Source organism: Treponema sp. R8-4-B8 (assembly GCF_054786175.1).
In genome coordinates this window covers 96,099-118,983 of sequence record NZ_BDHE01000124.1, presented here as the reverse complement: position 1 = coordinate 118,983, position 22,885 = coordinate 96,099, and the positions used below count along the sequence as shown (strand labels likewise).

Here is a 22,885-nt window from a genome sequence, read left to right as displayed (position 1 = left end):
TTTTTAAACGCTATTAACATGATATAATGATATAAAAGGAGAATAAAATGAATAATTTCAATCCAAAAGAACTGTCCGATTTCGCGCTGCATTATGGCTTTCATTATAAAAATATAAATCCGGACGCGCTTGTAAAAGACGTATTAACGGAGATGGACAGGGGGCTTAACGGAAAAAAATCAAGCCTTCCAATGATTCCGTCGTATATATCTCCCATTACAAATATTCCTCCCGGAAAGACTGTCCTAGCTCTTGACGCGGGCGGAACCAATTTAAGAGCAAGCCTTGTTCATTTTAAAGAAAACGGCGAGGCCGTCCCGCAGGGAACAAACAAGATGCCGATGCCGGGAACATACGGCCATGTAAACGCCCAGCAGTATTTTGAGGCAATCGCAAACGTTACGTTGCCTTTGCTCAATGACGCGAAGATTGAAGGCGTCGGTTTTACATTTTCCTATCCAATGGAAATTACGCAGGACGCTGACGGGATACTTTTGTCGTTCAGCAAGGAAGTGGACGCGCCCGATGTAATTGGAAAGGCAATCGGCAGGGGACTGCGCGACGCTCTTTCCGCAAAGGGCTGCAAGTATTCAGGCCCAATCGTTTTGTTAAACGACACTGTCGCTACCCTGCTCTCCGGCGTTGTTTCAATTTCTCCCGACGGAGAGGCTTCGCGTACAACGGCTGACTTTAGCGTAAAAAGCGGCCCTGTTATCGGATTCATTTTAGGAACGGGATTTAACACCGCTTACACGGAAACCGTCATTCCAAAAATCGGCTTTAATTCCCCATCTTCACCGCAAATCGTGGTATGCGAAAGCGGAAATTACAGCGTTAAATACTGCGGCAAGCTTGATAAAGAATATGACAGCACGACAAAAAATCCAGACGGATACCTTCTTGAAAAAGCGACGGCAGGGGCGTATCTTGGCCCTTTGACTTTACACATTTTAAAACAGGCGATAAAAGATAAAGTTTTATGTTTTAGAAAATCCGACGAACTTTTAAATATGCCCCATCTTGAAACAAGGACTTTAAATGAGTTTACCCACGCTCCCCTTTCAAATCAAGGGCCGTTAGGCTCTCTCTTTGGCGCCGATGAAAGCTCCGCCCTTGCAGTAATGCAATACATCACGTCGATAGTTACTGAGCGCGGCGCTTTGTTTTCAGCGGCGGTGTTAGCCGCTACTATCATAAAGGCCGGCGGCGGATACGAACCGTATTCGCCCGTCCGCGTCGCCGTGGAAGGAACGACATACCTTATTTACAAAGGAATGCGCCGTTCTCTTGAATCGTATCTTCATCAAATGCTTTTCAAGGAAAAACCGCGCCCGTATATCGTCTCTCCCGTAGAACAGGCAAGTCTTTTTGGAGCGGCGGTAGCGGCGTTGTCAAAATAATTTACATGGAGAAAAATATGTCAGATAACGAAATAAACATACCGTTACGAAGCGAGGTTGCCGTATCCGACACATGGGATTTGTCAAAACTTTTTCCCAATGACGAAGAATGGAATAAGTCTCTAGCCGATTTTGAAAAAATGATAGAAAAAATACCGTCATTTCAAGGAACGCTGGGAAAATCAGCCTCTCATCTTGCGGATTATCTTGATTTTTCAAGCGGCCTTAACCTTTTAGGCGAGAGGCTTGGCAATTACGCGTTTTTAAGACAAAGCGAAGACGAGGGGGCGGCACAAGCCCGCACGATGGTCGGAAAAATAACAATGGCGGGCGCAAAAGCCGCAGCCGCCTCTTCATGGGATAATCCTGAAATACTCGCCATTCCAGAAAAAGACATGGAAGCTTTTTTACAAAATGAAAGATTGGCGGATCACCGCGTTTCTTTGCGAAGAATCCTGCGCTACAGGCCGCATATTTTAAGCGACAAGGAAGAGCGCATAATTGCGCTTCACTCGGAGGGGGAAGGGGCGGTTAGCGACGCTTTTTCAGTGCTTACAAATGTCGATTTTAACTTCGGCATGATTGACACTAAGGAAGGCAAACGCCCCCTGTCACAGTCTTCTTTTTCAGTCTTCATGGAAAGTGACGACCGCGATTTGCGCCGGCGCGCGTATCAAACTTTCTACGGCTGTTTTGAAGCGCACAAGAATGTTATCGCAAGCCTTTATTCCGGCTCAGTAAAACAGGACGTTATTAACGCCCGCGTCAGAGGCTACCCTTCCGCGCGCGCCGCGTCCCTTTTCGGCAATGATGTCAGCGAGTCTGTCTATGATAATCTTATAACGGCTGTCGAAAACAACCTTGACGCGTTGCACCGTTATTACAGCCTTCGCAAACGCGCGTTAAAATTGCAGGAGCTTCGCCACTATGACGTATACGCGCCTCTTGTCCCCGCCGCGAAAAAAACCACAACTTGGAACGAAGCCGTCGATCTTGTAAGCAATGCCCTGTCTCCGTTAGGTGACGAATATGTCTCCGTCCTGCGCGGCGGCCTGCTTGGCAGGTGGGCAGACCGTTACGAGAACAAAGGCAAACGCTCAGGCGCGTTTTCTGCCGGAAGTTTCACTGGCGACCCGTATATCCTGATGAACTACAAAGAAGATTCAATCCGCGACGTTTTTACTCTAGCCCATGAAGGCGGCCATTCAATGCACTCATGGTACTCCGCGCGAAATAACCCGTTCCCGCACTACAATTACACGATATTTGAGGCTGAAGTAGCCAGCACCTTTAACGAAGAGCTGTTATTCCGCTATCTTGAAAAACAAGCCGACAGTAAAGAACTGCGCCTATATTTAGTCAACAAACACACCGACGACCTGTTAGCCACATTGTACCGCCAAACCATGTTCGCCGAATTTGAAAAAATAACCCACGAACTTGAAGAAGGCGGCACTCCGCTGACCATAGAACTCCTTAGAAGCGAATACCGCAAACTACTGGAAAAATATTTCGGACAGGAAATGTTACTTGAAGAGGCAAGCGATCTTGAAGGCCTGCGTATCCCCCACTTCTACAACGCGTTTTACGTGTACAAATACGCGACAGGAGTCTCCGCCGCCATCGCGTTAGCTGATCGCGTTCTGTCCGGCGGCGAAAAAGAAAGGCAAGACTATTTCACCTTCCTAAAATCAGGCGGCTCACGCTTCCCCATCGAATCATTAAAAGCCGCCGGAGTAGACATGAGCAACCCCGCCCCCGTAAACGCCGCATGTGGAGTTTTTGGCAAATTAGTGGATGAACTGGAAAAGATTATTTGAGGAAGACCTCTCACAAAGAACACAAAGGAAGAGAAGAACACAAAGAAGAATCAGGGGGTTCTTGTCCGTTATCTTATCTTGAACCTCACGCATAGCCCTCGGACAAAAACCCCTTCTTCCCTCTTTGTGTTCTTTGTACCTTTGTGATCTTTGTGTGAAGTCTTGGCGAATCGGGCAACCCGGATTTGAACCGGGGACCTCTTGGTCCCGAACCAAGCGCGCTACCAACTGCGCTACTGCCCGTGTTTTTTATAAAAAAACCCGTCAAAGACGGGTTTACGGGAGCGACGGGGCTTGAACCCGCGATCTCCGGCTTGACAGGCCGGCATGATAAACCAGCTTCACCACGCCCCCAATTTTTTACAAATTAGCAAAAATACGGTTTTTAGTCAAGCCTTTCTGTGGTTTTCAAAGATAAAAAAAATTGATAAACTTGCTTCATTATGAATTATTCCAGCGCTTTTATACCCACTCTTAGGGAAGTTCCAGCGGACGCGGTTATCGCAAGCCATAGATTGATGTTCCGCGCGGGGCTTCTCCGCAAACTTGCAAACGGGCTTTTCGCCTACCTTCCGCTTGGACTGCGATCTTTCCGCAAGGTCGAGCAAATCATTCGCGAAGAAATGGACGCGGCGGGAGCGTTGGAAATAAAACCGACCGTTGTTGTTCCGGGCGAATTATGGAAGGAATCAGGGCGATGGGACTCAATCGGCGAATCAATGCTTCGCGTGAAAAACCGGCTGAATAACGACTTTGTCGTCTCCCCCACCGCCGAAGAAGTTTTTACCGCTATTGTGCGCGATGAGCTTTCCAGCTACCGCCAACTGCCAATCGCCCTTTATCAGATTAATACGAAGTTCCGCGATGAAGTGCGCCCCCGTTACGGCGTAATGCGCGGACGAGAATTTATAATGAAAGACGCCTATTCATGGCACGCCGACGACAAAAGCCTTGATGACACATATCAGGCGATGGGACGCGCTTACCGAAAAATTTTTAAACGTTGCGGACTTTCAGTAATTCCCGTAAAAGCCGACTCAGGCGCGATGGGCGGCTCAGGCTCGGAAGAATTTATGGTGGAAAGCAAAATCGGCGACAATACGCTGATCCTCTGCAAAAAATGCGGTTATGCCGCCAACGTGGAGAAAGCCGCCTGCAAAAACGACTTTACGGCGCACACCTCGATAGAGGCTGCAAAAGACGCTGCTAAGGGGACGCCTGCCTTTGAAAAAATAGACACCCCTAATGTAAAAACAATCGAAGAACTTTGCGCCTTTTTAAAAACAGATTCTAAGGCGTTTATTAAAACTCTAATATACCGCGCCGTCAATGTTGAGCTTGATCTCTCCTCCGCCCCGGGTTGCGCCAAATTAGAGCGAAAAAAACCGTCGCCTAACGCGCCCGCCGTCTACCCCGAAGCTTTTTTCGCGGTGGCAATCCGTGGCGACCTTGACGTGAACGAAATAAAACTCGCGTCCGTTTTAAAAGCAAGCGAAGCCGCCCTCGCAAGTGACGCCGACGTTACGCGCCTTACCAACGCGCCCGTCGGCTTCGCGGGTCCTGTCGGACTGATAGGCTTGCCTGTTATTATCGATCACACCGTTACGGGAATGAATGACGCGGTTACGGGCGCGTTGGCGAAAGATCTGCACTACAAGCACGTCGCTTACGGGCGCGATTTTGAAGGTTGGAGCATTGACGGGCAATTATCAGTCGATGTCCGCACAGTGAAGGCGGGAGATATTTGCCCTCAGTGCGGCGGCGAATTGCATACAAAAATGGGCAATGAGCTGGGACACATTTTTAAACTTGGATATAAATACACGCGCTCAATGAACGTAACATATCTTGATGAAAACGGCAAAAGCCAAATGCCCGTAATGGGCTGTTATGGCATTGGCGTTGACCGCACTCTTGCCTCAGTAATCGAAGAACACCACGACGAGGCGGGAATTATTTGGCCGGTATCAATAGCGCCGTATCATGTCATTATCGTTCCAATTAAATATGACGGTAAAATTAAAGAAGCCGCCGACAAACTTGCCGCGGAACTTACGCAAGCTGGCATAGAAGTTTTGTTAGATGACCGCAACGAGCGCCCCGGAGTAAAATTTAACGATGCGGATCTTACAGGCATCCCCTGGCGCATTGTAATCGGCGACAAAGGTTTATCGCAAGAAGATCCGCAGGTAGAGATTAAAAAGCGAAGTGAAAAAGAAAACCGCAATATACCGGTGAATAAAGCCGCCGCAGAACTTACGCAAAAAATTAAAGAAGAGCTATCTTTGTTTAAATAATTATTCGCAAAAATTTATTCGAAAGACTTCTCACAAAGATCACGAAGAAACAAAGAACACAAAGGAGGATCAGGGGGTTGTTGTCCGAGGGCTATGCGTGAGCTTCACGATAAGATAACGGACAAAAACCTCCTCTTCCCTCTTCTTTGTGAACCTCAACCGAGACCAAAGGTCGAAGGTTCCCCTCTTGATCTTCTCTTCCTTTGTGTTCTTTGTGAGAATATTTTGGAATAATTTTAAATTCTCTTGCAATCTTCAGCCATATTTGAAACTTCGGTAAATTCGCTGTGAAGCAAATGTTCGGCTATTTTCTCCAGAATTTCCGTGACTTTATGAGGCCAAGTCTTTTGCCTAAGCTGTGCAAGCGCGTCTTTTGCGGTTTTTTTGTCATATTCGGCGCAGGCATTCTGAATAACTGTCAGTTTTTCAATTAATAACGCTTTGTCTTTATCCTTGATATTAATTGAAACTTCTTCTTCCTCAATGTCTTTATCCGGGCTAATTTTTTCAATAACCGCCCGCAATTCGGTCAGAAACGCCGGAGTTTCATCCGATATCACCGCAATATTTTGCTGCCGTCCCGCATCTTCCAATTTAAGAGCAATGCTGGAAAGCTTCGCTTCACCGATATTCGCCAAAGCGCTTTTCATCGCATGGACGTTGATAATGTATGACCGTATGTCATCGTCCGAGAAATTGTAACGCCTTTCGTGAATCGCCTCCAATATCGCGATGGACTTTTTAGCGTCCCGCGCGAATATTTTCGCGATCTCAGAATTTACGGTCGGATGAGGGGAGCTTTTTACCATGCTGCTTTTTTGCAGCCGCGCGGCTTCTACAGTTTCAATAGGATATTTGTCACGCACCAATTTATTCAGTACGGCGTTCAGTTGGCGTATGTCTATCGGCTTTGAAATAAAATCATCAAAACCGTTAGCAAAAAACATCTCCGCCTGCCCTGCCAGGACGTTAGCTGTCAAGGCGACAATACTACTTTTATACCCCAAACCGCGAATAATTTTCGCGGCCTCAACGCCGTCAATTCCAGGCATATAATGATCCATAAATATTATATCCCACGTCGCGCCTTCTTTGACTTTTTCAATCGCCTCATACCCGCTTGTGGCCGTTTCAACAGATAAACCATAGGGAGTCAACAATCCTCTTGTAACATACAGATTCGTTTCAATATCGTCTACAACCAATACCCTGCCGTAAGGCATATATTCGTGTATAACGGGAGATTTCTTAATATGAGATGTTCTGCCCGGACGCATCTGCCCTATTTTTTTTGATAGGTCTTTGCCTAAGTTCTTTGAACCGGCGACAAGCCCCTGTAAAAGCTTCACGGTAAATTCCGAACCTTTTCCCGGTTCGCTCTCCACATGAATCTCGCCGTTCATCAGTTTGACAAGATGTTTCGTAATGCTCATGCCCAATCCCGCGCCTTCAACCGCTCTGTTGGCTTCAGTATTAAAGCGAGTATATTCGTCATACAGCCTGCCCAACTGTTCCCCCGTCATGCCCTGACCGGTATCTTTCACGCGGAAAACGATCATTATACTGTTGGTATCTTCCTGCCGCGATTGAACGTTGACAGACATTGAAACTTCGCCTGAAGACGTGTATTTAAACGCGTTGGAAAGCAGGTTATTTAGGATTTGTTTAATTCTAAGTTCGTCGCCAAACAATGTGGTCGGAATATTTTCATCAACCTGAAGGCTGAATTTAATCGGCTTACTTTCGTAGCGGACGACATTTAAGTTTACAGTATCGTTAATCAAACTTGGAACGTCGTATTCAACAGGGAATAAATCCAGTTTGCCGGCTTCAATCTTGGACAGGTCCAGTATGTCGTTGATAATCCCAAGCAGAAGATAACCGGAATTGTAAATTTTATCCATAGCTTCCTGCGTATCGGCATTTAACGTTTCGTTTTGCATTTGAATTTCAGTAATGCCAAGAATAGCGTTCATAGGCGTGCGTATTTCATGGCTTACCTTCGCGAGAAAAGCGGATTTTGCAAAATTAGCGGCTTCCGCGTCGGCCTGTTTTTTTGCCATTATTTGCAAGTTGGTAATATCCTGAATAATTTCTATATACCCAATTGTTTCATTATTTAAATCCTTAAGTATTGTCATATCCGCCTGATACGACAGATCACCTTTTGAAAAATAAGTTTGTTTAACGCCTCTTTTTACGCATTCAATCCCGCAGTTTTGCGTATTACAGATGTTGGATCCCCAATTGCTGCAGGGCTTGCCTATAGCTTCTTCAATTGTTATCCCTAAGAATTTTTCAACTGCCGTGTTTATAAATGTCCATTTTGTATTCGTGTCCGTGACGTTTATAGGCAGCGGTATCGCGTTGAGTATCGAATTATACCAATAGGCCATTTTTTGTGTTTTTTCATTTTCTTTATTCATCTGCCTGAACAGTATCAGTAATATCGCAATCAACATCACTGCCAGTACCGCGCCCATCAAGGTAAGGACTATCGCCATATTTCTTGTGCTTTGATAATATTTGTCCCTGGGCGTTACAATTCCCATATACCAGCCGTTTTCGAGTTTTTCGATAAAAACAATTGATTTGATATTACGATAATCCATCGTTACAATTTCATAAATATGGCCATTCTGTCTTAATTCATCCTCATAGGTCGCGATATAGCTTCTTACATTACGCAAGCGCATACCCAGCATCGACGGCTCAGGATGGGCGATTATCTCCAAGTTGTTGTTTAACAGAAATCCATATCCGTCTTTGGTAAACTGCGTATTAATGGCCAATTGCTTAACCCTTTCGAGGTATATATTTAAGCATACGATACCAAGCGGTTTATCGTTTTCGTCAAATATACGGCGGGCAAAAGTAATGGTATCTTCTTTGGACGCCAGGTTATAATACGGCTGAGTGAACCCTATGTCCCCGTCCGCGTCTATAGCCGCCTTATACCATGGACGGTCTTGCAACATATAGTCTTGCGGCGGCATCCAATTAGCGTCTCCTGTGACGAATCTCCCGCCAAATACATCGAAAAACCCGTAAAAGCCATTTATGCCCATAAGGCGTCTTGCTTCGTTACTTTGCATATAATGATTAATATCCTGGATATATTCCCCAACCATATCGGCGTTATACCCCCGCAGAATCATTCCGCGGATGGTTTCCGCTACGGAGGCTAATGCGGTTTCCGGTTCCAGCATATCGGCTTTAATATTGGCTTCCGTATATGAAATAGCGTCTTTAACATTCCTCTGTAAATGCTTACGCTCAATATCACTTACAAATATATAGCTTGCAATAACCATCAGGGTAAAGGCAATGATTACAAACAGTATTTGCATATACCGTATGAGTCTTTTTCGCGCTTTTTGATCAGAAGAACGCATTTTCATGCTTTAACCTGCCACATTATTCAATAATAATACATAACTTCAAAAAACGCTAGTTTTTTTTATTTTGAATGGTATAATTCGTTTATGGAACCAATAATTCTCGCTTCCGGCTCATCGCGGCGGCAGGAATACTTTAAAATGCTCGGACTACAATTTAATGTTATGCCTGCCAGAATCGATGAAAGCCTCTGTAAGCAAAAAGACCCACAAAAATTAACAGCCGAACTTGCCGTTAAAAAGATAGAAAATGTTATTGAACAAATGAGAAACCGCCTTCCCTGGTGGATTTTCGGGGCAGATACGGTTATTGCCATAGGGGACAAGATCTTTGGCAAGGCGCAGAATAAGGAAAATGCCGCAGCAATGCTTAGGGAACTGTCAGGATGCCGTCATCAGGTAATAACTTCAATGGCCCTTTACAACGGCAAGGAAAAAAAGACCGATTGCCGCACCGTCTCCTGTACGGTCATTTTTGATCCTATGACGGAGGCGGAAATTAACTGGTACCTCAATACAAACGAATGGCAGGGGGTGGCGGGAGCTTACCGAATCCAGGGGCTTGCTTCCTGTTTTATAAACAGAATAGAGGGCACTTCAAGCGCCGTGGCGGGCTTGCCATTGCGCGAATTTTATGTCATGCTTAGAGATAACGGCTACCCATACGGAGCATAAGTTCCCGGCCTGTACGGCTGTGGGAGCCGATTTTCCGCTGTTTAAGGCTCTCTGCAAACAGTGAGATATAGTGACGGCAGGGTTTTACTCAAACCAAATGCTCGGCTTTTAATAAAGCCGAAAGGCGCGTAAAACCCAATGTTAGGAGGAAATTTTGGCTGTTGTAACAATGAAGAATCTCCTTGAATCAGGAGTACATTTCGGCCACCAGGTGAAACGCTGGGATCCGCGCATGAAGAAATACATCTTCGCGGAGAGGAACGGCATTCACATCATCGATCTGCAAAAAACAATTCAGGCTATCAAGGACGCATACGAAGCCGTACGCAGAAACGTAGCCGCCGGAAAAACCGTGCTTTTTGTAGGAACAAAAAAACAAGCCCAACAGGCTATCCAGAAAGAAGCGGAACGCTGCGGAATGTACTATATAAACAACCGCTGGCTTGGCGGCATGCTTACCAATTTCGTGACTATTAAAAAATCGCTTCTGCGCCTAAAAAAACTGGAAAAAATGGAAGTTGACGGAACTTTCGAAAATCTCACAAAAAAAGAGATTGCCTCGCTTGGGAAAGAACGCATTAAACTGCAAAAGAACTTGGGCGGCATAAAAGAAATGAAGGAACTTCCTGGAATTCTTTTTATCATCGACACGCGCAAGGAAGCCATCGCCGTAGCCGAAGCGCAGAGGCAGGGCATCCCGATAATAGCGGTTGTTGACACTAACTGTAACCCAGACGGCATCGACTACCCTATTCCCGGCAACGACGACGCGATCAGGGCAATTACCCTCTTTACGCAAATTGTCGCCAACGCCGTCATAGAAGCGGATAACGAAGTGGGACTGAAGATCATCGAAACCCTCGGCGATGAAGATGAGGATATGGAAAGCATGATGAACGACGTATCCATGAAAGAGGAAGACAGGGAAATCGACATCGAAAAATACACGACGGAAGAAGCGTACAGGGCGGCGAAAGCGGACGAGGAAGTCCCTGAAGACGATGAAGACGACACCAAGATAAAAGTTGACATCGATAAAGTCTACAATGACGAATGATCTGACCACTTGAAAGTGGTCAGGTGATTTACAAACAAATTAAGGAGAATAATATGGCTGAAATATCACCCGCAGAAGTAAAAAAACTTCGGGAAAAAACCGGAGCGGGAATGATGGAATGTAAAAACGCGCTTGTCGCTTCAGAAGGCGATTTTGCCAAAGCGGAAAAACTTTTAAAGGAAAAAGGCCTTGCCGCCCTTGAACAAAGAGCCGGACGCGCCACCAATAACGGAAAAGTTTTTATTAAAATGAAAAGCGACAATTCCGCAGCAGTGTTAGTTGAACTTAACGCTGAAACCGACTTTGTCGCGAGAAACCCCGATTTTATCGCCCTAGGCGAAAAAATTGCGGCTACCGCCCTTGAAAAAGGTTTAACCGACCCCAATGACGAACTTAACAGCCTTGTGCAGGATCTCGCGACAAAAATCCGCGAAAACATGGGGCTTAAAAGGCTTTGCCATGTAAAAGCGGCTTCCCATGAATACTTAACCCAGTACATTCACGGGGACGGCAACATCGGCGTAGTCGTAAAATGCGAATCCGACAAACCGGAAATCTTTAAAAACGACGAAGTAAAATCCTTTGTTTTCACCCTCGCCCTGCATATTGCGGCTTTTAATCCGTTCGAGATTGACCGCGATAAAATCGCCGCGGGGTGGTTAAAGGAGCAGGAAGACATTTTCCGCGTTCAGATGCAGCAGGATGAAAAACTTAAAGGAAAACCGGAAAAAGTTCTTGAAGGAATTTTAAAGGGTAAGGTGACAAAGTATTTAAGCGAGATTTGCCTTATGGAACAAGGTTATGTAAAAGACGAGAAAATCACAGTCGCAAAGGCGATTGAAGAATGCGGGAAAAAAGCGGGAGCCAAACTTGCGGTAACCGAGTATGTTTACTACAAAGTAGGCGCTGAATAATCAGGGGTTTTTATGCAGGATGTAATTTCGTCTAACGAAGAGCGGATGAAAAAAACGGTGGCAAGCCTTAAAGACGCTTTTGCCGCTTTCAGGACTGGGAGGGCGTCTGCCGCCCTGTTTGACAGGATTAGAGTTGACGCTTACGGGGAAAAATCGCCTCTTAACCAAGTCGCTAACATTTCAATTCCCGAAGCGCGCCTAGTCGTTATTCAACCGTGGGATAAAAATCTTATCACGGAGATTGAAAAGGCGATTCGTTCTTCAGAACTGTCGTTAAACCCGTCAAACGACGGCAAGGTTATCCGCGTATCAATTCCTCCGCTTACCGAAGAAAGGCGCAAAGAGCTAGTCAAGCTGGCGAAAAATCAGGCTGAACAGTCAAGAGTCGCAATCCGCAACATCCGCAGGGACGGCAACGAAGAGTTAAAGAAACTTTTAAAGGATAAAAAAGCGAAGATTACGGAAGATGACGAAAGCAAGGGCGAGGAAGACCTGCAAAAACTTACCGACAATTATGTTGGGCAGGTAAATAAAATCCTTGAAGAAAAAGAAAAAGAAATAATGGACGTATAATGGGTAAAAATATCCCTGCTCATGTGGGCATTATAATGGATGGAAACGGACGCTGGGCGAAAAGCCGGGGGCTTGTCCGCACGCAGGGACATCTTGAAGGATTAAAGACGGCAAAACGCATCGTAAAAGCCGCAAGCGATTTAGGAATAAAATATTTAACGCTTTACGCGTTCTCGACTGAAAACTGGAAACGCGCGGCGGAAGAAGTCGGCTTTATAATGGGGCTGATAAAACAGTATTTAAGGGCGGAGTTTGATTTCAGCAAACAGAACAGGATCCGCGTCCGCCACGCCGGAGATTTCGCCGGATTGCCGCCTGATATTCAAAAGGAGTTGTCCGATTCAATCGCCGACACGGCGAGTTTTGAGGGAATGCAGGTAATTCTTGCGATTAATTACGGCGGCAGGGACGAGATTGTAAGGGCGTTACGCAAACTTTCCAAAGAGAAGTTTTCCGGCAAAGAGCCGGGCGCGGCAGAGGGAAACGCGGCAGACATAAGCGAAGACGACATTCGCGGTTTTCTTGACAACCCCGACGTGCCTGATCCCGATTTAATAATCCGAAGCGCGGGCGAATACAGGACGAGTAATTTTTTACTGTGGGAAGGCGCGTATTCGGAATTGTACATATCGCAAAAACTTTGGCCTGATTGGGACAAAGAGGATTTGCAGGCGGCTATTTCCGACTATCAAAACAGGGACAGGCGTTTTGGCGGGGTAACAACATGAAAAAAATTATTGAACGTTTAATTATATTTATAATCGGACTTCCCGCCGTTTATGCCCTTGTAATCTTACTGCCCTACCGCCATAATCTTGCCCTTAATATAGTCACGGTTTTCTTTTCCGCGATGGGAGCCGTCGAATTTTCTTCCATGCTTGAAAAAAAGAAAATTGTTATTTCAAAAATTGAAAGTTTTATTTTAGGCGCCGTAATTCCATTAACATTTACTCTTGTAATCAGTTTAAAAATTACCCCATTGATTGTTCCCATCATAGCAATGATAAGCGCGGGATGGGTGTTACTGTCAAAAGTTTTTACCCGCGCGTCAGGAATAGAAGCGATTACCGGGCAAATAATTGGCAAATTTTCTTTACTTGTTTATCCCGGGCTTTTTATCTGTTGGATAGTAATAATGAGCGCGTGGGGAAAACCCACCGCGACACTGTTGTTTTTATTCATAACATTCATTAATGATTCAACCGCTTGGCTTTGCGGCAATTTATTCGGCGCGAAGAACAGGGGAATAATTCCCGTAAGCCCCAACAAGAGCGTCGCGGGCTTCATAGGCGGAACTCTAGGTTCTGTAATCATCGCCGTGGGCGCGGTAATATTTTTTCCCCAAATATTTATTTACTTAAACTATGAAATTTCTTTTTCTTACTTGGCAATCATGGCCGCAATTCTTGGCTTATGCACGGGAATCGCCGCGTCGTTAGGCGATCTTGCGGAATCCGCGATTAAAAGAAGCTGCGATTTTAAAGATTCGGGAAATTTTATGCTTGGACGCGGCGGCGTTCTTGATTCTATTGACTCCGTAGCCGTAGCCGCTCCAGTATTTTTTCTCCTGTTCAGCATGTTTTTCAGGTTTTGATGAAAAAACGAGTCGCTATTCTTGGAGCGACCGGCTCCATAGGGAAAAGTTCCCTCGACATAATTTCACGCGACAGTGAAAACTTTGAACCGGTCCTCCTTACAGCCCGCTCCAGCCGCGACAAACTTGAAGCGTTGTCAAAACAATTCCCCCACGCCGTTTGCGTCCTAGCTGGCGATACCAACGGCAAAGAAAAAATCTTATCCGCCATAGCCGAAATAAAACCCGACATAACAATAAACGGCATATCAGGCGCCGCCGGCCTTGAACCCTCTCTCGCAGCAATAAAAGCCGGCTCCCACTTGGCTCTAGCAAACAAAGAAACAATCGTCATGGCGGGCGACTTGGCCATCCGCTCAGCAAAAGAAAAAAACGTAAACATCATCCCCGTCGATTCCGAACACTCCGCTATTTTTCACCTGCTCCGCTTTTTTCAAGCGCAAAGCGCAGGGCAAAACGGTGGTAATAGCGAAAATGTAAGCGAAATAATTTTAACCGCGTCAGGCGGCCCGTTCAGGAATTTTAGCGTTAAAGACATGGAAAGCGTAACGGTAAAGGACGCTCTTGCCCACCCCACATGGAGCATGGGGCCGAAGATAACAATAGATTCAGCTTCAATGGCGAACAAGGGACTGGAAATAATCGAAGCCTGCGTATTTTTTAATATGCCCAGTGAAAAAATAAAAGTGGTCATTCACCCTCAAAGCGTCGTCCATTCGATGATCCGTCTAAGTAACGGCGTTATTTACGCCCAACTATCAAAACCAGACATGCGCCACCCGATTCACGACGCGCTATACTGGCCTGTAACAACCAAATCAACTCTTGAGCCAATCAGTTTCGACTCACTCACCCTTGAATTTTCAAAACCCGATGCCAATAAATTCCCCATGCTAACCTACGCATGGGAAGCCGCAAGACGCGGGGACTTATACCCGTGCGCCTACAACGCCGCAAACGAGGTAGCAGTCACTGCGTTTCTAGAACAAAAAATTAAATTTTTAGAGATTCCAAAAATAGCAGAATACGTTCTGGACGCAGACTGGGCTTGTGATTCTTTAGACTTGGAGACTGTACTAAAAGCCGACTCTGACGCAAGGCAGATGGCTAAATCAATTATACCGTAAAAGCCTCACACAAAGATCACGAAGTAAGAGAAGAACACGAAGTAAGAGAAGAACACAAAGTCTAAGGAGTGGGGAGTGGGAGGTGTTGTCCGTTATCTTATCGTGAAGCCCACGCATAATCTTCGTACAAAAAACCCCCTCTTCCCCCCTTTGTGCTCGCGAACCGAAGGTTCGATGTACCTTTGTGATCTTAGTGTGAGGTCTTATTGATAAAAATTTTCTTGATAAGAATATAATATTCTCGTATATTTAATTATATGAGAAAACCTCTAATTCTTTATATTATTTTATTGGTTTTTCTGGCTATGTGCAAAAAAAACACCTGCGGTTACTGTAATCTCTGAAGAGGTTACAGTAATACCTGAAAATAATAATACTGCCGATGAAAAAGTTGAGGACGCTGATCTTACCGTAATATCCCCTGAAATACAATTTAGTCAAATAGACATTAATGACAAATATATAGTATTAGAAGAATCTTTATTCTCTGAAAGAGCCGGATTATGGTATGATAATGGGATTTGCGTCTATGAATACGATAAAAACTTAAATATAACGGAATATAAGGATTCAGGAAATAAATTATATGCTTCAGGTGACGGACCTTATAATTATGAGGGTATTTATAATGACTTATTATTTATTGATGAAGGAACCGGTCCCGATATAAGAGTAATTCACATATTTGATCTTGTTAATAAAGAAGAAATATTAGACGCGGCATATTATAGATCTTACTCGTTTGAAAATAATATTGTTAGCGGTTTAGTAATGTCAGGCGTAAGATATGGGGATTATGATGATAATATAAGAACAAGGTTTTTTGAACTTGAACGAAGCACTGAAAGACGGGAAGGAGATGACGGGCGAAATACAAGATTAGTTATAATATATAATTTTAATGTTTTAACAAAAGAAATAAATCTCCTTTACGGTACATATGTTTTTGAGCAATAAAAGCCATTACTCGCAAAATTTTCACACAAAGGACACGAAGGTACAAAGATCACAAAGGGGGAAAAGGGGGTGTCCGAAGGCTATATGTGAGTTTCACGATAAGATTACGGACAACAACCCCTAATTCTTCTTCGTGATCTTCTCTTCCTTAGTGTTCTTTGTATGAGTCTTCTTATAAAAATTTTCTTGATAAAAAATTATTATCTTCGTATATTTAATTATATGAGAAAACCTCTAATTCTTTATATTATTTTATTGGTTTTTCTTGCCATGTGCAAGAAAACGCCTGCGGTAACGGTAATACCTGAAAATAATAGTACTACTGCCGATGAAAAAGTTGAGGACAAAGTTTATATTAAGGACAAAATTTATATTGATATCAATGATGACATATTATCATTTGAAATAAAAAACATTAGAGGCAATTTTTATATTGATTTAAGTGAAGTATTCCCGGAGTTACATATTGGTGATTTATATATATATGATAAATATGTAGTAATGGAAGAATTTTTTGAACATGATGGAAGATGGGGTTATAATGGATTTTGTGTTTATGAATACAATGAAAAACTAAAAATAATGGAGTATATGACTTTGGGAAATAAATTGTGTGATTTTACAGATAAAGGACCTTATTGGTTTAAAAAGATTTATGATGATTTATTATTTATTGATAGTGGATCTGCCCCTGGAATCAGAGGTATTACAATATTTGATCTTGTTAATAAAGTTGAAATATTAGACGCAGCTTATTATGAATCTTTATCGTTTTATAATAATATTGTTCATGATTTGGTAATAACAGAATGGAATATAGAAAAATGGGATTATGACGATATTATAAAAACAAGATTTTATGAACTCATGCAAAATACATATAAACCGGAAAATGATAACGGGTTAAGTACGGAATTTATTGTAAAATATAATTATAATATCTTAACAAAGGAAATGTATATTACTAGCGGTCAGTATATTTTTGTTCAATAAATTAATGTATGCTTAGTCATTTTCCCCCAAAAACTACATCCAGAAGACCTCACACAAAGAACACAAAGTAAGAGAAGATCACAAAGAAGAATCAAGGGTTCCTGTCCGTTATCTTATCGTGAAGCACACGCATAGCCTATGGACAAAAACCCCCTCTTTCCCCCTTTGTGATCTTTGTACCTTTGTGATCTTTGTGTGAGGTCTTGGCGTAAAAATTAATATTCTAGTATAATTAACTCAATAATAAAATGTGGCACCCGAAAATTATAGAATTTGATAACCGCATGAAGAAACTTTTTGATGAAGTTGATAACTTTCTCGAAGACCTTTACGGAGACAGATACCCTTTACATCCCACGCGTCCCGCTCGCGGCGAAACTGCCAATCCTGAGGCGGACGGTCTTTTTAACATTGGCGCCATCTTTACACCCGGCTACAGGTCGGAATTGGGCAGGGGCTATATTATTGACGTGTCAATATCCACTCTTGAAAAAGTTGATGACAGCATACGCCGTGAAATCTACGAAACTGCGGCGGAAAAAATAAGGGAACTCTTGCCTCTCCATTTCCCTGAACGCGAACTTACCGTCTGCCGCGACGGAAATCACTTTAAAATTCAAGGAGACTTCAGCCTGGGGGAAATTTGACAATTGCCAAAGACTGCACACAATGGACACAAAGAGACAAAGAACACAAAGAAGAATCGTGTTTTTTTGTCCGTTATTTTATCGTGTTAGCCACTTTAATCTTGCCTCATTTTTCTATGTTAATTTTCTTCACTCCCATAGAAATAAAAAACCCGCCAAAAACAACAATAAAACGATCCACCATATTTATCGAAATACGCGAGACTATATCCACCGCAAGCGTCGGGATGCCGCTTCTTGAAAGCCCTAATTTAAGTATGTCCACCGTGCTTAAATACGGCTTGGGGTTGCGCCATATACCGTAATACAAAAAATCAATCAGCCCTCCTAGAACGCTAATGGTAATAAGGCATACAATGTACAAAAGCAGCAATCCGGCTACAATAGTAACGAGGGCGGCGGATTTTTCTTCTCGCACCGCACCAACTGGATGCGCCGCTCCCATTGGGTGCACAGCACCCAGAGGATAATCGGGGTTCAGCCGCCATACCAATACTACTTCCGCAATGCTGCACAGAATAAACGGAGATAAACCGCTACCAAAAGAAAGACTTGCCAGTATTTGAGTGGCAACGATGGTTAAAAGGCCGGGCAACAGGCCGAATGCGAAGCATATTGCCGCGTTAAACACCGTATCCAGAAACAACGGAATTTTAAAAATTGAGAGGAAGGTAGACAATCCGCAGTTTAACGCCGCCGCAAGAAAAATGAGAACAATGAGCCGTATCCAATAAAGATAACGCCTTCCTCTTTTCATTAAAAGAAGCTTACACCAATAAAATAAAAATGTATATAATGATAGCATTCGCCATAGGGTTTATTATGAAGCAGGTTGCAGGAAATTATTGTTTATTTTTCTCTTTTTTCATTTTTCTTTCTTTTCTTTTCATTTCTCCCGTTTATGGGCAAAATATTACCGTGCCGGATATAATGTGGCAGTGGACAGGCATTGAACGCCTTTTTCTTGCAGGGCAAACGCAACAGCCCATGATTAACGCCATTGACTCCTTTCTCGATACAATGGAGGCGTTTGGTCATTCGGAAACATACCGCATACTCCGGCTGCTTCCTGCGGACAATGCGGACGCGTATTCACTGGAAAACATTACCGGCATGGTCTACGGTTTCCGTGAATCCGCCGTCATGGAAGACAGGGAGAAAGCTGCTTTTCTTTTAGGGGAAATTAATGAAGCGCTCACGCGATGGCTGGCGCTGGATACGGAAATTGAGCGTTTTCCCGGCGTCGCGTATTTCCGCCTGTCTTTGGTCTTTGTCCTGTTTGTCACGCTGGCGGCGGTTGCGGCTTTTATTATGAAAAAAACGCTCGCGCGCTCGCTTGACAGGGAAGCGGAAAATTCCGCTTTTTCACAGGCTATTCTCATCGCGCAGGAAGAGGAACGGGGAAGAATCAGCAGAGAACTTCACGACACCGTAGCGCAGGATTTGCGTTATCTTTCTTTGAGAATGGACAAGATCGGACGGATGAAGGAAGACGATGAAAGGGAAAAACTATGCATTGAAACAGCCGAAACGCAATCAGGTTTGATAAGCCGGTTACATGAAATTTGCAACGCTCTTGTTCCGCCGGACTTCCGCATTCTGGGGCTTGCCGACGCGGTACAGCAGTTATGCTTTAATTTCAAAAAACGCGCGGAAATTGACTGCCGCGCCGAAATAACGGAAGGCGTCAATTTGGATTTTCTGAATCTTGAAAAACAACTACAAATATACCGCATAGTGCAGGAAGCGTTGACAAACGTGGAAAAACACGCTCAAGCTTCGGAAGCGGTTGTCGTAATACGCTCCAATCAACAAAAAATGTACATCGGCATTTCAGATGACGGAAAAGGGTTTGACGCGCAAGGCGACAATAGCCATGGACGGCTCGGCATAAGCGGAATGAAAAAACGCGCCGCGATACTAGGCGGCAGCCTTACAATAAACAGCATATCGGGAGAAGGGACTTTAGTATGCCTCGAATTTCCGGTAAAATAAAAGCAATACTATGAATAAAAAGAACGTATTATTGATTGACGATCATCCTCTGGTAAATTACGGGCTTGCTTCCTGCCTTGAAGAAACAGGCCGCTTCCACGTATGCGGGCAAGCGACAACCCTTGCCGGGGCCGCGAAATATCTGAAATCCCCTCTGCCTCATCTTATTATCCTTGACATAATGTTAGGCGAAGAAAACGGGCTGGACTTTATCCCCTCTCTTAAAAATTTCTGCCGGGAGGAAAATATATCACCCCCTCCTGTACTGGTTTGCTCGGTAATTGAAGACGATTTCCGCATACGCACCGCCCTTCACATGGGAGCCGCGGGCTATATCGCCAAGTCCAGCGCAAAATCGCGGCTTCTTGCAGCGATTGATACGGTTCTGCGCGGGGAAACCTATGTCCCTCCCGGAATCAATAAAAAACTAGAGGAAGCCTCCGCCGCCCTCGCCCGCTTTACCAAACGCGAACAGGAACTTCTGCTTTTGATAAAACAAAACAAGACAAACCAGCACATTGCCCAAACCCTCGGTTTAAGCCTGCGTACCGTAGAAAACTACATCAGCAACATTTATTTTAAAACAGGCGCAAGCACGCGTCAGGAATTGATGAAACTGTAATTGGCTTCGGGAAATATATTGAAGAAGATTTCACACAAAGAACACGAAGAACGCTAGACAAAAGCACTGCGAAGCAGTGAAGATGAATAATGCCGCAAAGCGAGAGCACCAATAAATGCCGCAGATTACAAAAAAGCAAGGGAACCTTTAGGTGACCGACAGTGCGAGAAGATCACAAAGAAGAATCAGGGGTTTTTGTCCGTTATCTTATCGTGAAATTTCAAGATCAGCTTTGAAACAACAACCCCCTAATCCACCTTTGTGATCTTTGTCCCTTTGTGATCTTTGTGAGAGTCTTCTCGAAAAAAATCCAAAACCGTGCGTTCACACTCTACTCCGCTATTTGCCGTTATGGCATAATATTCCAATTGTATTTTCAAATTGCTTTTTTTCGGGTATTCCGCCGACTGTTTCAGACTGTAACCCGATTAAATTGGGTGTTCGTTGAACATCGCTCTTATATTTTAATTAAGGAGGAAAACTATGGCTTATTGCGAACCTGTAGTGCTTGCTCAGAACAGCAAGCAAGGCATGTATGCGGCAGCGTCCTGTGGCTCCGGTGGTGCCGGGTGTAAATGCAGCCAGGGCTGCGGAAACGCACATTAGTAAAAAACGCCCCTGAAAATCAGTTTGGTTTTCAGGAGCGTAAAATTTTATGGGGGAATAATTTGTTATACAGACAAAAAACAGGAACGTTTATACGTACTTTCGCAAACATCGGATATATCATTAATAAAGATATATATAAAGAACAGATTGTTAACGCAACCGGGGCTGTTTTTCTTAATGCCTTGTCACGAACATCAAAATCATTGGAAGCGCTTTCCAGTGAAATCACCGATACTTTTTCTGGCGTAGACCCGCTCAAGATACAAAAAGACGCTCTTGCGTTTTTTACCAATCTGGAAGATGACGGATTTATTGTTTCCGGTGAGTCCGAAGTTGAGCTTGATAAAAAAAACACCCGCTTTTCTTATGCGGCATTGGCAAATCCAATGGATAATTTATATACAATGAACCGCTCCCCTAAAGACACCACTGAATATCTTTTAGAAAATTTTAGGGATAATCCTCATTTATTTGATATGCAGATCGAGCTTACCAGCCGTTGCAACGAGCATTGTATTCATTGTTACATTCCTTATAATAATAAATCAAATATTGATATTGATGATTTGCTCTTCTATAACATACTTGAACAGTGCCATAGGCTGGGTGTAATTGATATGACATTATCGGGCGGCGAATGTATGCTGCACCCTCGTTTTGCCGATTTTTTGGAAAAGACGGCAGGATACGATTTTTTCGTTGTTATTTTAAGCAATCTGACGCATCTTACTGACGATATACTTGCGATACTTAAAAAAAATCAGAATTTTCGGGTACAGGTGTCGCTTTACAGTATGAATCCGGCAGTACACGATGAAATTACACAAATTCCAGGTTCATTCCGTAAAACATACAATTCAATTCTTAATCTAATTGAAAACGATATACGTATTCAGATTAACTGTCCTGTAATGAAACAAAATAAAAATGATGTTAGGGATATAATTACTTGGGCGCAGGAGCGTCGGATACATATTGAGGTTGATTACAATATGATGGCGCGTACTGATCAATCGACGGATAATCTTGTCAACCGCCTGACTATTGGAGAAGTCGAACAGGTACTGAATGATATTTTACACAGTGACGCCGAATACCGGCAGCGGTTGTCAAAAGATGATCTTGATATAAATGGCGAATACGAAATTAGAAATAACAGATTTTGCGGCGCGTGTATTACGTCTTTAAACATTGCTGAAAACGGAAATGTTTGTCCTTGCGCCGCCTGGCAAGGTTTTGTTCTTGGCAATATAAAAGAACAAAGTTTGAGCGATATTTGGGAAAATTCACCAAACATTAAGCGCATTCGTAATTTATGCAGGAAAGATATTCCTCAATGTATTGACTGTACTAATAAATCATTTTGTTCAGTATGCCTTGCAAGAAATTTCAACGAAACTCCCGATCGGAATATGTTGAAAATTCCGGAATACTTTTGTATGGAAGCGGCACTGAACCGTAAAATCGTAATGGACTGGAAGAAAAAACGCGTACAAAATTATTCATAATAAAAGTTGGCATGATTCTTATATAATTTATGAGGATTGAAAATGAATATAATCACTTTTTTTAAACGTTATTTTTCAAAAGCCCAATTAACTTCTAAAAAGAAAAATACTATTGATCAAAGAATTAAGTATTTCAAAATTACAAAGTGACAGATTAAAAGCTCATGTAGCAAATAATTTGGCTAAATGGGACGAATGGAGACCCGCTGAAATTTCATTTAATTCTTGGCTGTCTTGACACCGTTTTCCGGTAGTGTACCGCAACGCCGAATTGCAACGTACCTTGCCTTGCCATGTGGTCCACGGTATGTTATAGTAAAATTCACCCTTACTAGCAGGAGGGCAGAATGGAAAATACATTAGGTTTAATCGGGGCATTCTGCGGCGTGGTTGGCTTGCTGTTATCAGTGCTGGGGATGCTGTTATCAGTACTGGTGATCAGGTGGCAAATAAAGGTACAGGCAAGAAGCGACAGAATGGCTTTTCTTTCAGATCGGATATTTGACATTTCCATACCCAGAAATCTCAGACAGCCTTTTTATGAGGAATACATCTCAATGAAAGGCAACGGGACAGCCGTCAAGTTCTGGCTCATGGAAGGCGAAATGAAAAACAAGGCATAACAGGTAACGCAACAGTGCCTGATACCGTTTTTCTCATTCTAAGCAAAAACCGTGCGTTAACGCACTGTTTTTCTCC

The 22,885-nt window shown here is 43.6% G+C and carries 19 protein-coding genes and 2 tRNA genes; 17 read left to right on the top strand and 4 right to left on the bottom strand.

From position 1 onward, the window contains the following. The first annotated feature begins 47 nt into the window (after positions 1 to 47). Both ACYVRA_RS07315 and pepF read left to right on the top strand, forming a co-directional pair. Positions 48 to 1,400 (top strand): hexokinase family protein, encoded by a 1,353-nt coding sequence (locus tag ACYVRA_RS07315; protein ID WP_461252089.1) that lies wholly within the window; start codon positions 48 to 50, stop codon positions 1,398 to 1,400. Between the two features lie 17 nt (positions 1,401 to 1,417). After that, positions 1,418 to 3,220 (top strand): oligoendopeptidase F, encoded by a 1,803-nt coding sequence (pepF, locus tag ACYVRA_RS07310; protein WP_461252088.1) that lies wholly within the window; start codon positions 1,418 to 1,420, stop codon positions 3,218 to 3,220. Positions 3,221 to 3,390: 170 nt separating this feature from the next. On the opposite strand, the gene ACYVRA_RS07305 is transcribed toward pepF, so the two are convergent. Then, a tRNA-Pro gene (locus tag ACYVRA_RS07305) sits at positions 3,391 to 3,463 on the bottom strand. Positions 3,464 to 3,499: 36 nt separating this feature from the next. Then, a tRNA-Asp gene (locus ACYVRA_RS07300) sits at positions 3,500 to 3,574 on the bottom strand. A gap of 89 nt (positions 3,575 to 3,663) precedes the next feature. Here ACYVRA_RS07300 and ACYVRA_RS07295 point away from each other — a divergent pair. After that, positions 3,664 to 5,517 (top strand): proline--tRNA ligase, encoded by a 1,854-nt coding sequence (locus tag ACYVRA_RS07295; protein WP_461252087.1) that lies wholly within the window; start codon positions 3,664 to 3,666, stop codon positions 5,515 to 5,517. Between the two features lie 236 nt (positions 5,518 to 5,753). Here the strand turns inward: ACYVRA_RS07295 and ACYVRA_RS07290 are convergent, their stop codons facing one another. Next, positions 5,754 to 8,918: a hybrid sensor histidine kinase/response regulator gene (locus tag ACYVRA_RS07290; protein WP_461252086.1), complete on the bottom strand. Its 3,165-nt coding sequence runs from the start codon at positions 8,916 to 8,918 to the stop codon at positions 5,754 to 5,756. Positions 8,919 to 9,002: 84 nt separating this feature from the next. On the opposite strand from ACYVRA_RS07290, the gene ACYVRA_RS07285 reads away from it, so the two are divergent. From ACYVRA_RS07285 to ACYVRA_RS07240, 10 genes are all read left to right on the top strand, one after another. Beyond that, complete coding sequence (locus ACYVRA_RS07285) at positions 9,003 to 9,590, top strand: Maf family protein (protein WP_461252085.1); 588 nt, start codon at positions 9,003 to 9,005, stop codon at positions 9,588 to 9,590. A 154-nt stretch (positions 9,591 to 9,744) separates the two neighbouring features. After that, a complete protein-coding gene (gene rpsB / locus ACYVRA_RS07280) occupies positions 9,745 to 10,647 on the top strand; it encodes a 30S ribosomal protein S2 (protein WP_461252084.1) in 903 nt (300 codons plus the stop codon). 53 nt (positions 10,648 to 10,700) lie between these two features. Beyond that, on the top strand, positions 10,701 to 11,561 hold the full coding sequence (gene tsf, locus ACYVRA_RS07275; protein ID WP_461252083.1) for a translation elongation factor Ts: 861 nt from the start codon (positions 10,701 to 10,703) through the stop codon (positions 11,559 to 11,561). Positions 11,562 to 11,573: 12 nt separating this feature from the next. Beyond that, positions 11,574 to 12,134 carry a ribosome recycling factor gene (gene frr, locus ACYVRA_RS07270; RefSeq protein ID WP_461252082.1) on the top strand — a complete coding sequence of 187 codons (561 nt, stop codon included), beginning with the start codon at positions 11,574 to 11,576 and terminating at the stop codon, positions 12,132 to 12,134. Beyond that, positions 12,134 to 12,862 (top strand): polyprenyl diphosphate synthase, encoded by a 729-nt coding sequence (gene uppS, locus ACYVRA_RS07265; RefSeq protein ID WP_461252081.1) that lies wholly within the window; start codon positions 12,134 to 12,136, stop codon positions 12,860 to 12,862. Before frr ends, uppS begins: the two co-directional genes overlap by 1 nt. Then, complete coding sequence (locus tag ACYVRA_RS07260) at positions 12,859 to 13,728, top strand: phosphatidate cytidylyltransferase (RefSeq protein ID WP_461252080.1); 870 nt, start codon at positions 12,859 to 12,861, stop codon at positions 13,726 to 13,728. The genes uppS and ACYVRA_RS07260 overlap by 4 nt, the downstream gene beginning before the upstream one ends. Further along, on the top strand, positions 13,728 to 14,855 hold the full coding sequence (gene dxr, locus ACYVRA_RS07255) for a 1-deoxy-D-xylulose-5-phosphate reductoisomerase (protein ID WP_461252079.1): 1,128 nt from the start codon (positions 13,728 to 13,730) through the stop codon (positions 14,853 to 14,855). Before ACYVRA_RS07260 ends, dxr begins: the two co-directional genes overlap by 1 nt. A 771-nt stretch (positions 14,856 to 15,626) precedes the next feature. Next, a complete protein-coding gene (locus tag ACYVRA_RS07250; protein WP_461252078.1) occupies positions 15,627 to 15,812 on the top strand; it encodes a hypothetical protein in 186 nt (61 codons plus the stop codon). A 222-nt stretch (positions 15,813 to 16,034) separates the two neighbouring features. Continuing rightward, entirely contained in the window at positions 16,035 to 16,805 is a 771-nt protein-coding gene (locus ACYVRA_RS07245; RefSeq protein ID WP_461252077.1) for a hypothetical protein, read from the top strand. A 284-nt stretch (positions 16,806 to 17,089) separates the two neighbouring features. Next, positions 17,090 to 17,452, top strand: a complete 363-nt coding sequence (locus ACYVRA_RS07240; RefSeq protein WP_461252076.1) for a hypothetical protein — start codon at positions 17,090 to 17,092, stop codon at positions 17,450 to 17,452. A 106-nt stretch (positions 17,453 to 17,558) separates the two neighbouring features. Here the strand turns inward: ACYVRA_RS07240 and ACYVRA_RS07235 are convergent, their stop codons facing one another. After that, entirely contained in the window at positions 17,559 to 18,209 is a 651-nt protein-coding gene (locus ACYVRA_RS07235) for a hypothetical protein (RefSeq protein ID WP_461252075.1), read from the bottom strand. 65 nt (positions 18,210 to 18,274) lie between these two features. Here ACYVRA_RS07235 and ACYVRA_RS07230 point away from each other — a divergent pair, with 65 nt between their 5' ends. The 4 genes from ACYVRA_RS07230 (at position 18,275) to ACYVRA_RS07215 (ending at position 22,809) form a co-directional block, all read left to right on the top strand. Beyond that, complete coding sequence (locus ACYVRA_RS07230; protein WP_461252074.1) at positions 18,275 to 19,447, top strand: sensor histidine kinase; 1,173 nt, start codon at positions 18,275 to 18,277, stop codon at positions 19,445 to 19,447. Positions 19,448 to 19,457: 10 nt separating this feature from the next. After that, positions 19,458 to 20,069 (top strand): response regulator, encoded by a 612-nt coding sequence (locus ACYVRA_RS07225; RefSeq protein ID WP_461252073.1) that lies wholly within the window; start codon positions 19,458 to 19,460, stop codon positions 20,067 to 20,069. A 668-nt stretch (positions 20,070 to 20,737) separates the two neighbouring features. Further along, positions 20,738 to 22,186 carry a PqqD family peptide modification chaperone gene (locus ACYVRA_RS07220; protein ID WP_461252072.1) on the top strand — a complete coding sequence of 483 codons (1,449 nt, stop codon included), beginning with the start codon at positions 20,738 to 20,740 and terminating at the stop codon, positions 22,184 to 22,186. Between the two features lie 347 nt (positions 22,187 to 22,533). Next, the gene (locus tag ACYVRA_RS07215) at positions 22,534 to 22,809 is read left to right on the top strand and encodes a hypothetical protein (protein ID WP_461252071.1); all 276 of its coding nucleotides are present in this window, start codon (positions 22,534 to 22,536) and stop codon (positions 22,807 to 22,809) included. Positions 22,810 to 22,885 lie beyond the last annotated feature (76 nt).

Excerpts from the sequence above, each read along its gene's own strand:
- ACYVRA_RS07315 (WP_461252089.1), top strand. The coding sequence starts at position 48 with ATGAATAATTTCAATCCAAAAGAACTGTCCGATTTCGCGCTGCATTAT.
- pepF (WP_461252088.1), top strand. The coding sequence starts at position 1,418 with ATGTCAGATAACGAAATAAACATACCGTTACGAAGCGAGGTTGCCGTA.
- ACYVRA_RS07295 (WP_461252087.1), top strand. The coding sequence starts at position 3,664 with ATGAATTATTCCAGCGCTTTTATACCCACTCTTAGGGAAGTTCCAGCG.
- ACYVRA_RS07290 (WP_461252086.1), bottom strand. The coding sequence starts at position 8,918 with ATGAAAATGCGTTCTTCTGATCAAAAAGCGCGAAAAAGACTCATACGG.
- ACYVRA_RS07285 (WP_461252085.1), top strand. The coding sequence starts at position 9,003 with ATGGAACCAATAATTCTCGCTTCCGGCTCATCGCGGCGGCAGGAATAC.
- tsf (WP_461252083.1), top strand. The coding sequence starts at position 10,701 with ATGGCTGAAATATCACCCGCAGAAGTAAAAAAACTTCGGGAAAAAACC.
- frr (WP_461252082.1), top strand. The coding sequence starts at position 11,574 with ATGCAGGATGTAATTTCGTCTAACGAAGAGCGGATGAAAAAAACGGTG.
- uppS (WP_461252081.1), top strand. The coding sequence starts at position 12,134 with ATGGGTAAAAATATCCCTGCTCATGTGGGCATTATAATGGATGGAAAC.
- ACYVRA_RS07260 (WP_461252080.1), top strand. The coding sequence starts at position 12,859 with ATGAAAAAAATTATTGAACGTTTAATTATATTTATAATCGGACTTCCC.
- dxr (WP_461252079.1), top strand. The coding sequence starts at position 13,728 with ATGAAAAAACGAGTCGCTATTCTTGGAGCGACCGGCTCCATAGGGAAA.
- ACYVRA_RS07250 (WP_461252078.1), top strand. The coding sequence starts at position 15,627 with ATGTCAGGCGTAAGATATGGGGATTATGATGATAATATAAGAACAAGG.
- ACYVRA_RS07245 (WP_461252077.1), top strand. The coding sequence starts at position 16,035 with ATGAGAAAACCTCTAATTCTTTATATTATTTTATTGGTTTTTCTTGCC.
- ACYVRA_RS07240 (WP_461252076.1), top strand. The coding sequence starts at position 17,090 with ATGAAGAAACTTTTTGATGAAGTTGATAACTTTCTCGAAGACCTTTAC.
- ACYVRA_RS07235 (WP_461252075.1), bottom strand. The coding sequence starts at position 18,209 with ATGAAAAGAGGAAGGCGTTATCTTTATTGGATACGGCTCATTGTTCTC.
- ACYVRA_RS07230 (WP_461252074.1), top strand. The coding sequence starts at position 18,275 with ATGAAGCAGGTTGCAGGAAATTATTGTTTATTTTTCTCTTTTTTCATT.
- ACYVRA_RS07225 (WP_461252073.1), top strand. The coding sequence starts at position 19,458 with ATGAATAAAAAGAACGTATTATTGATTGACGATCATCCTCTGGTAAAT.
- ACYVRA_RS07215 (WP_461252071.1), top strand. The coding sequence starts at position 22,534 with ATGGAAAATACATTAGGTTTAATCGGGGCATTCTGCGGCGTGGTTGGC.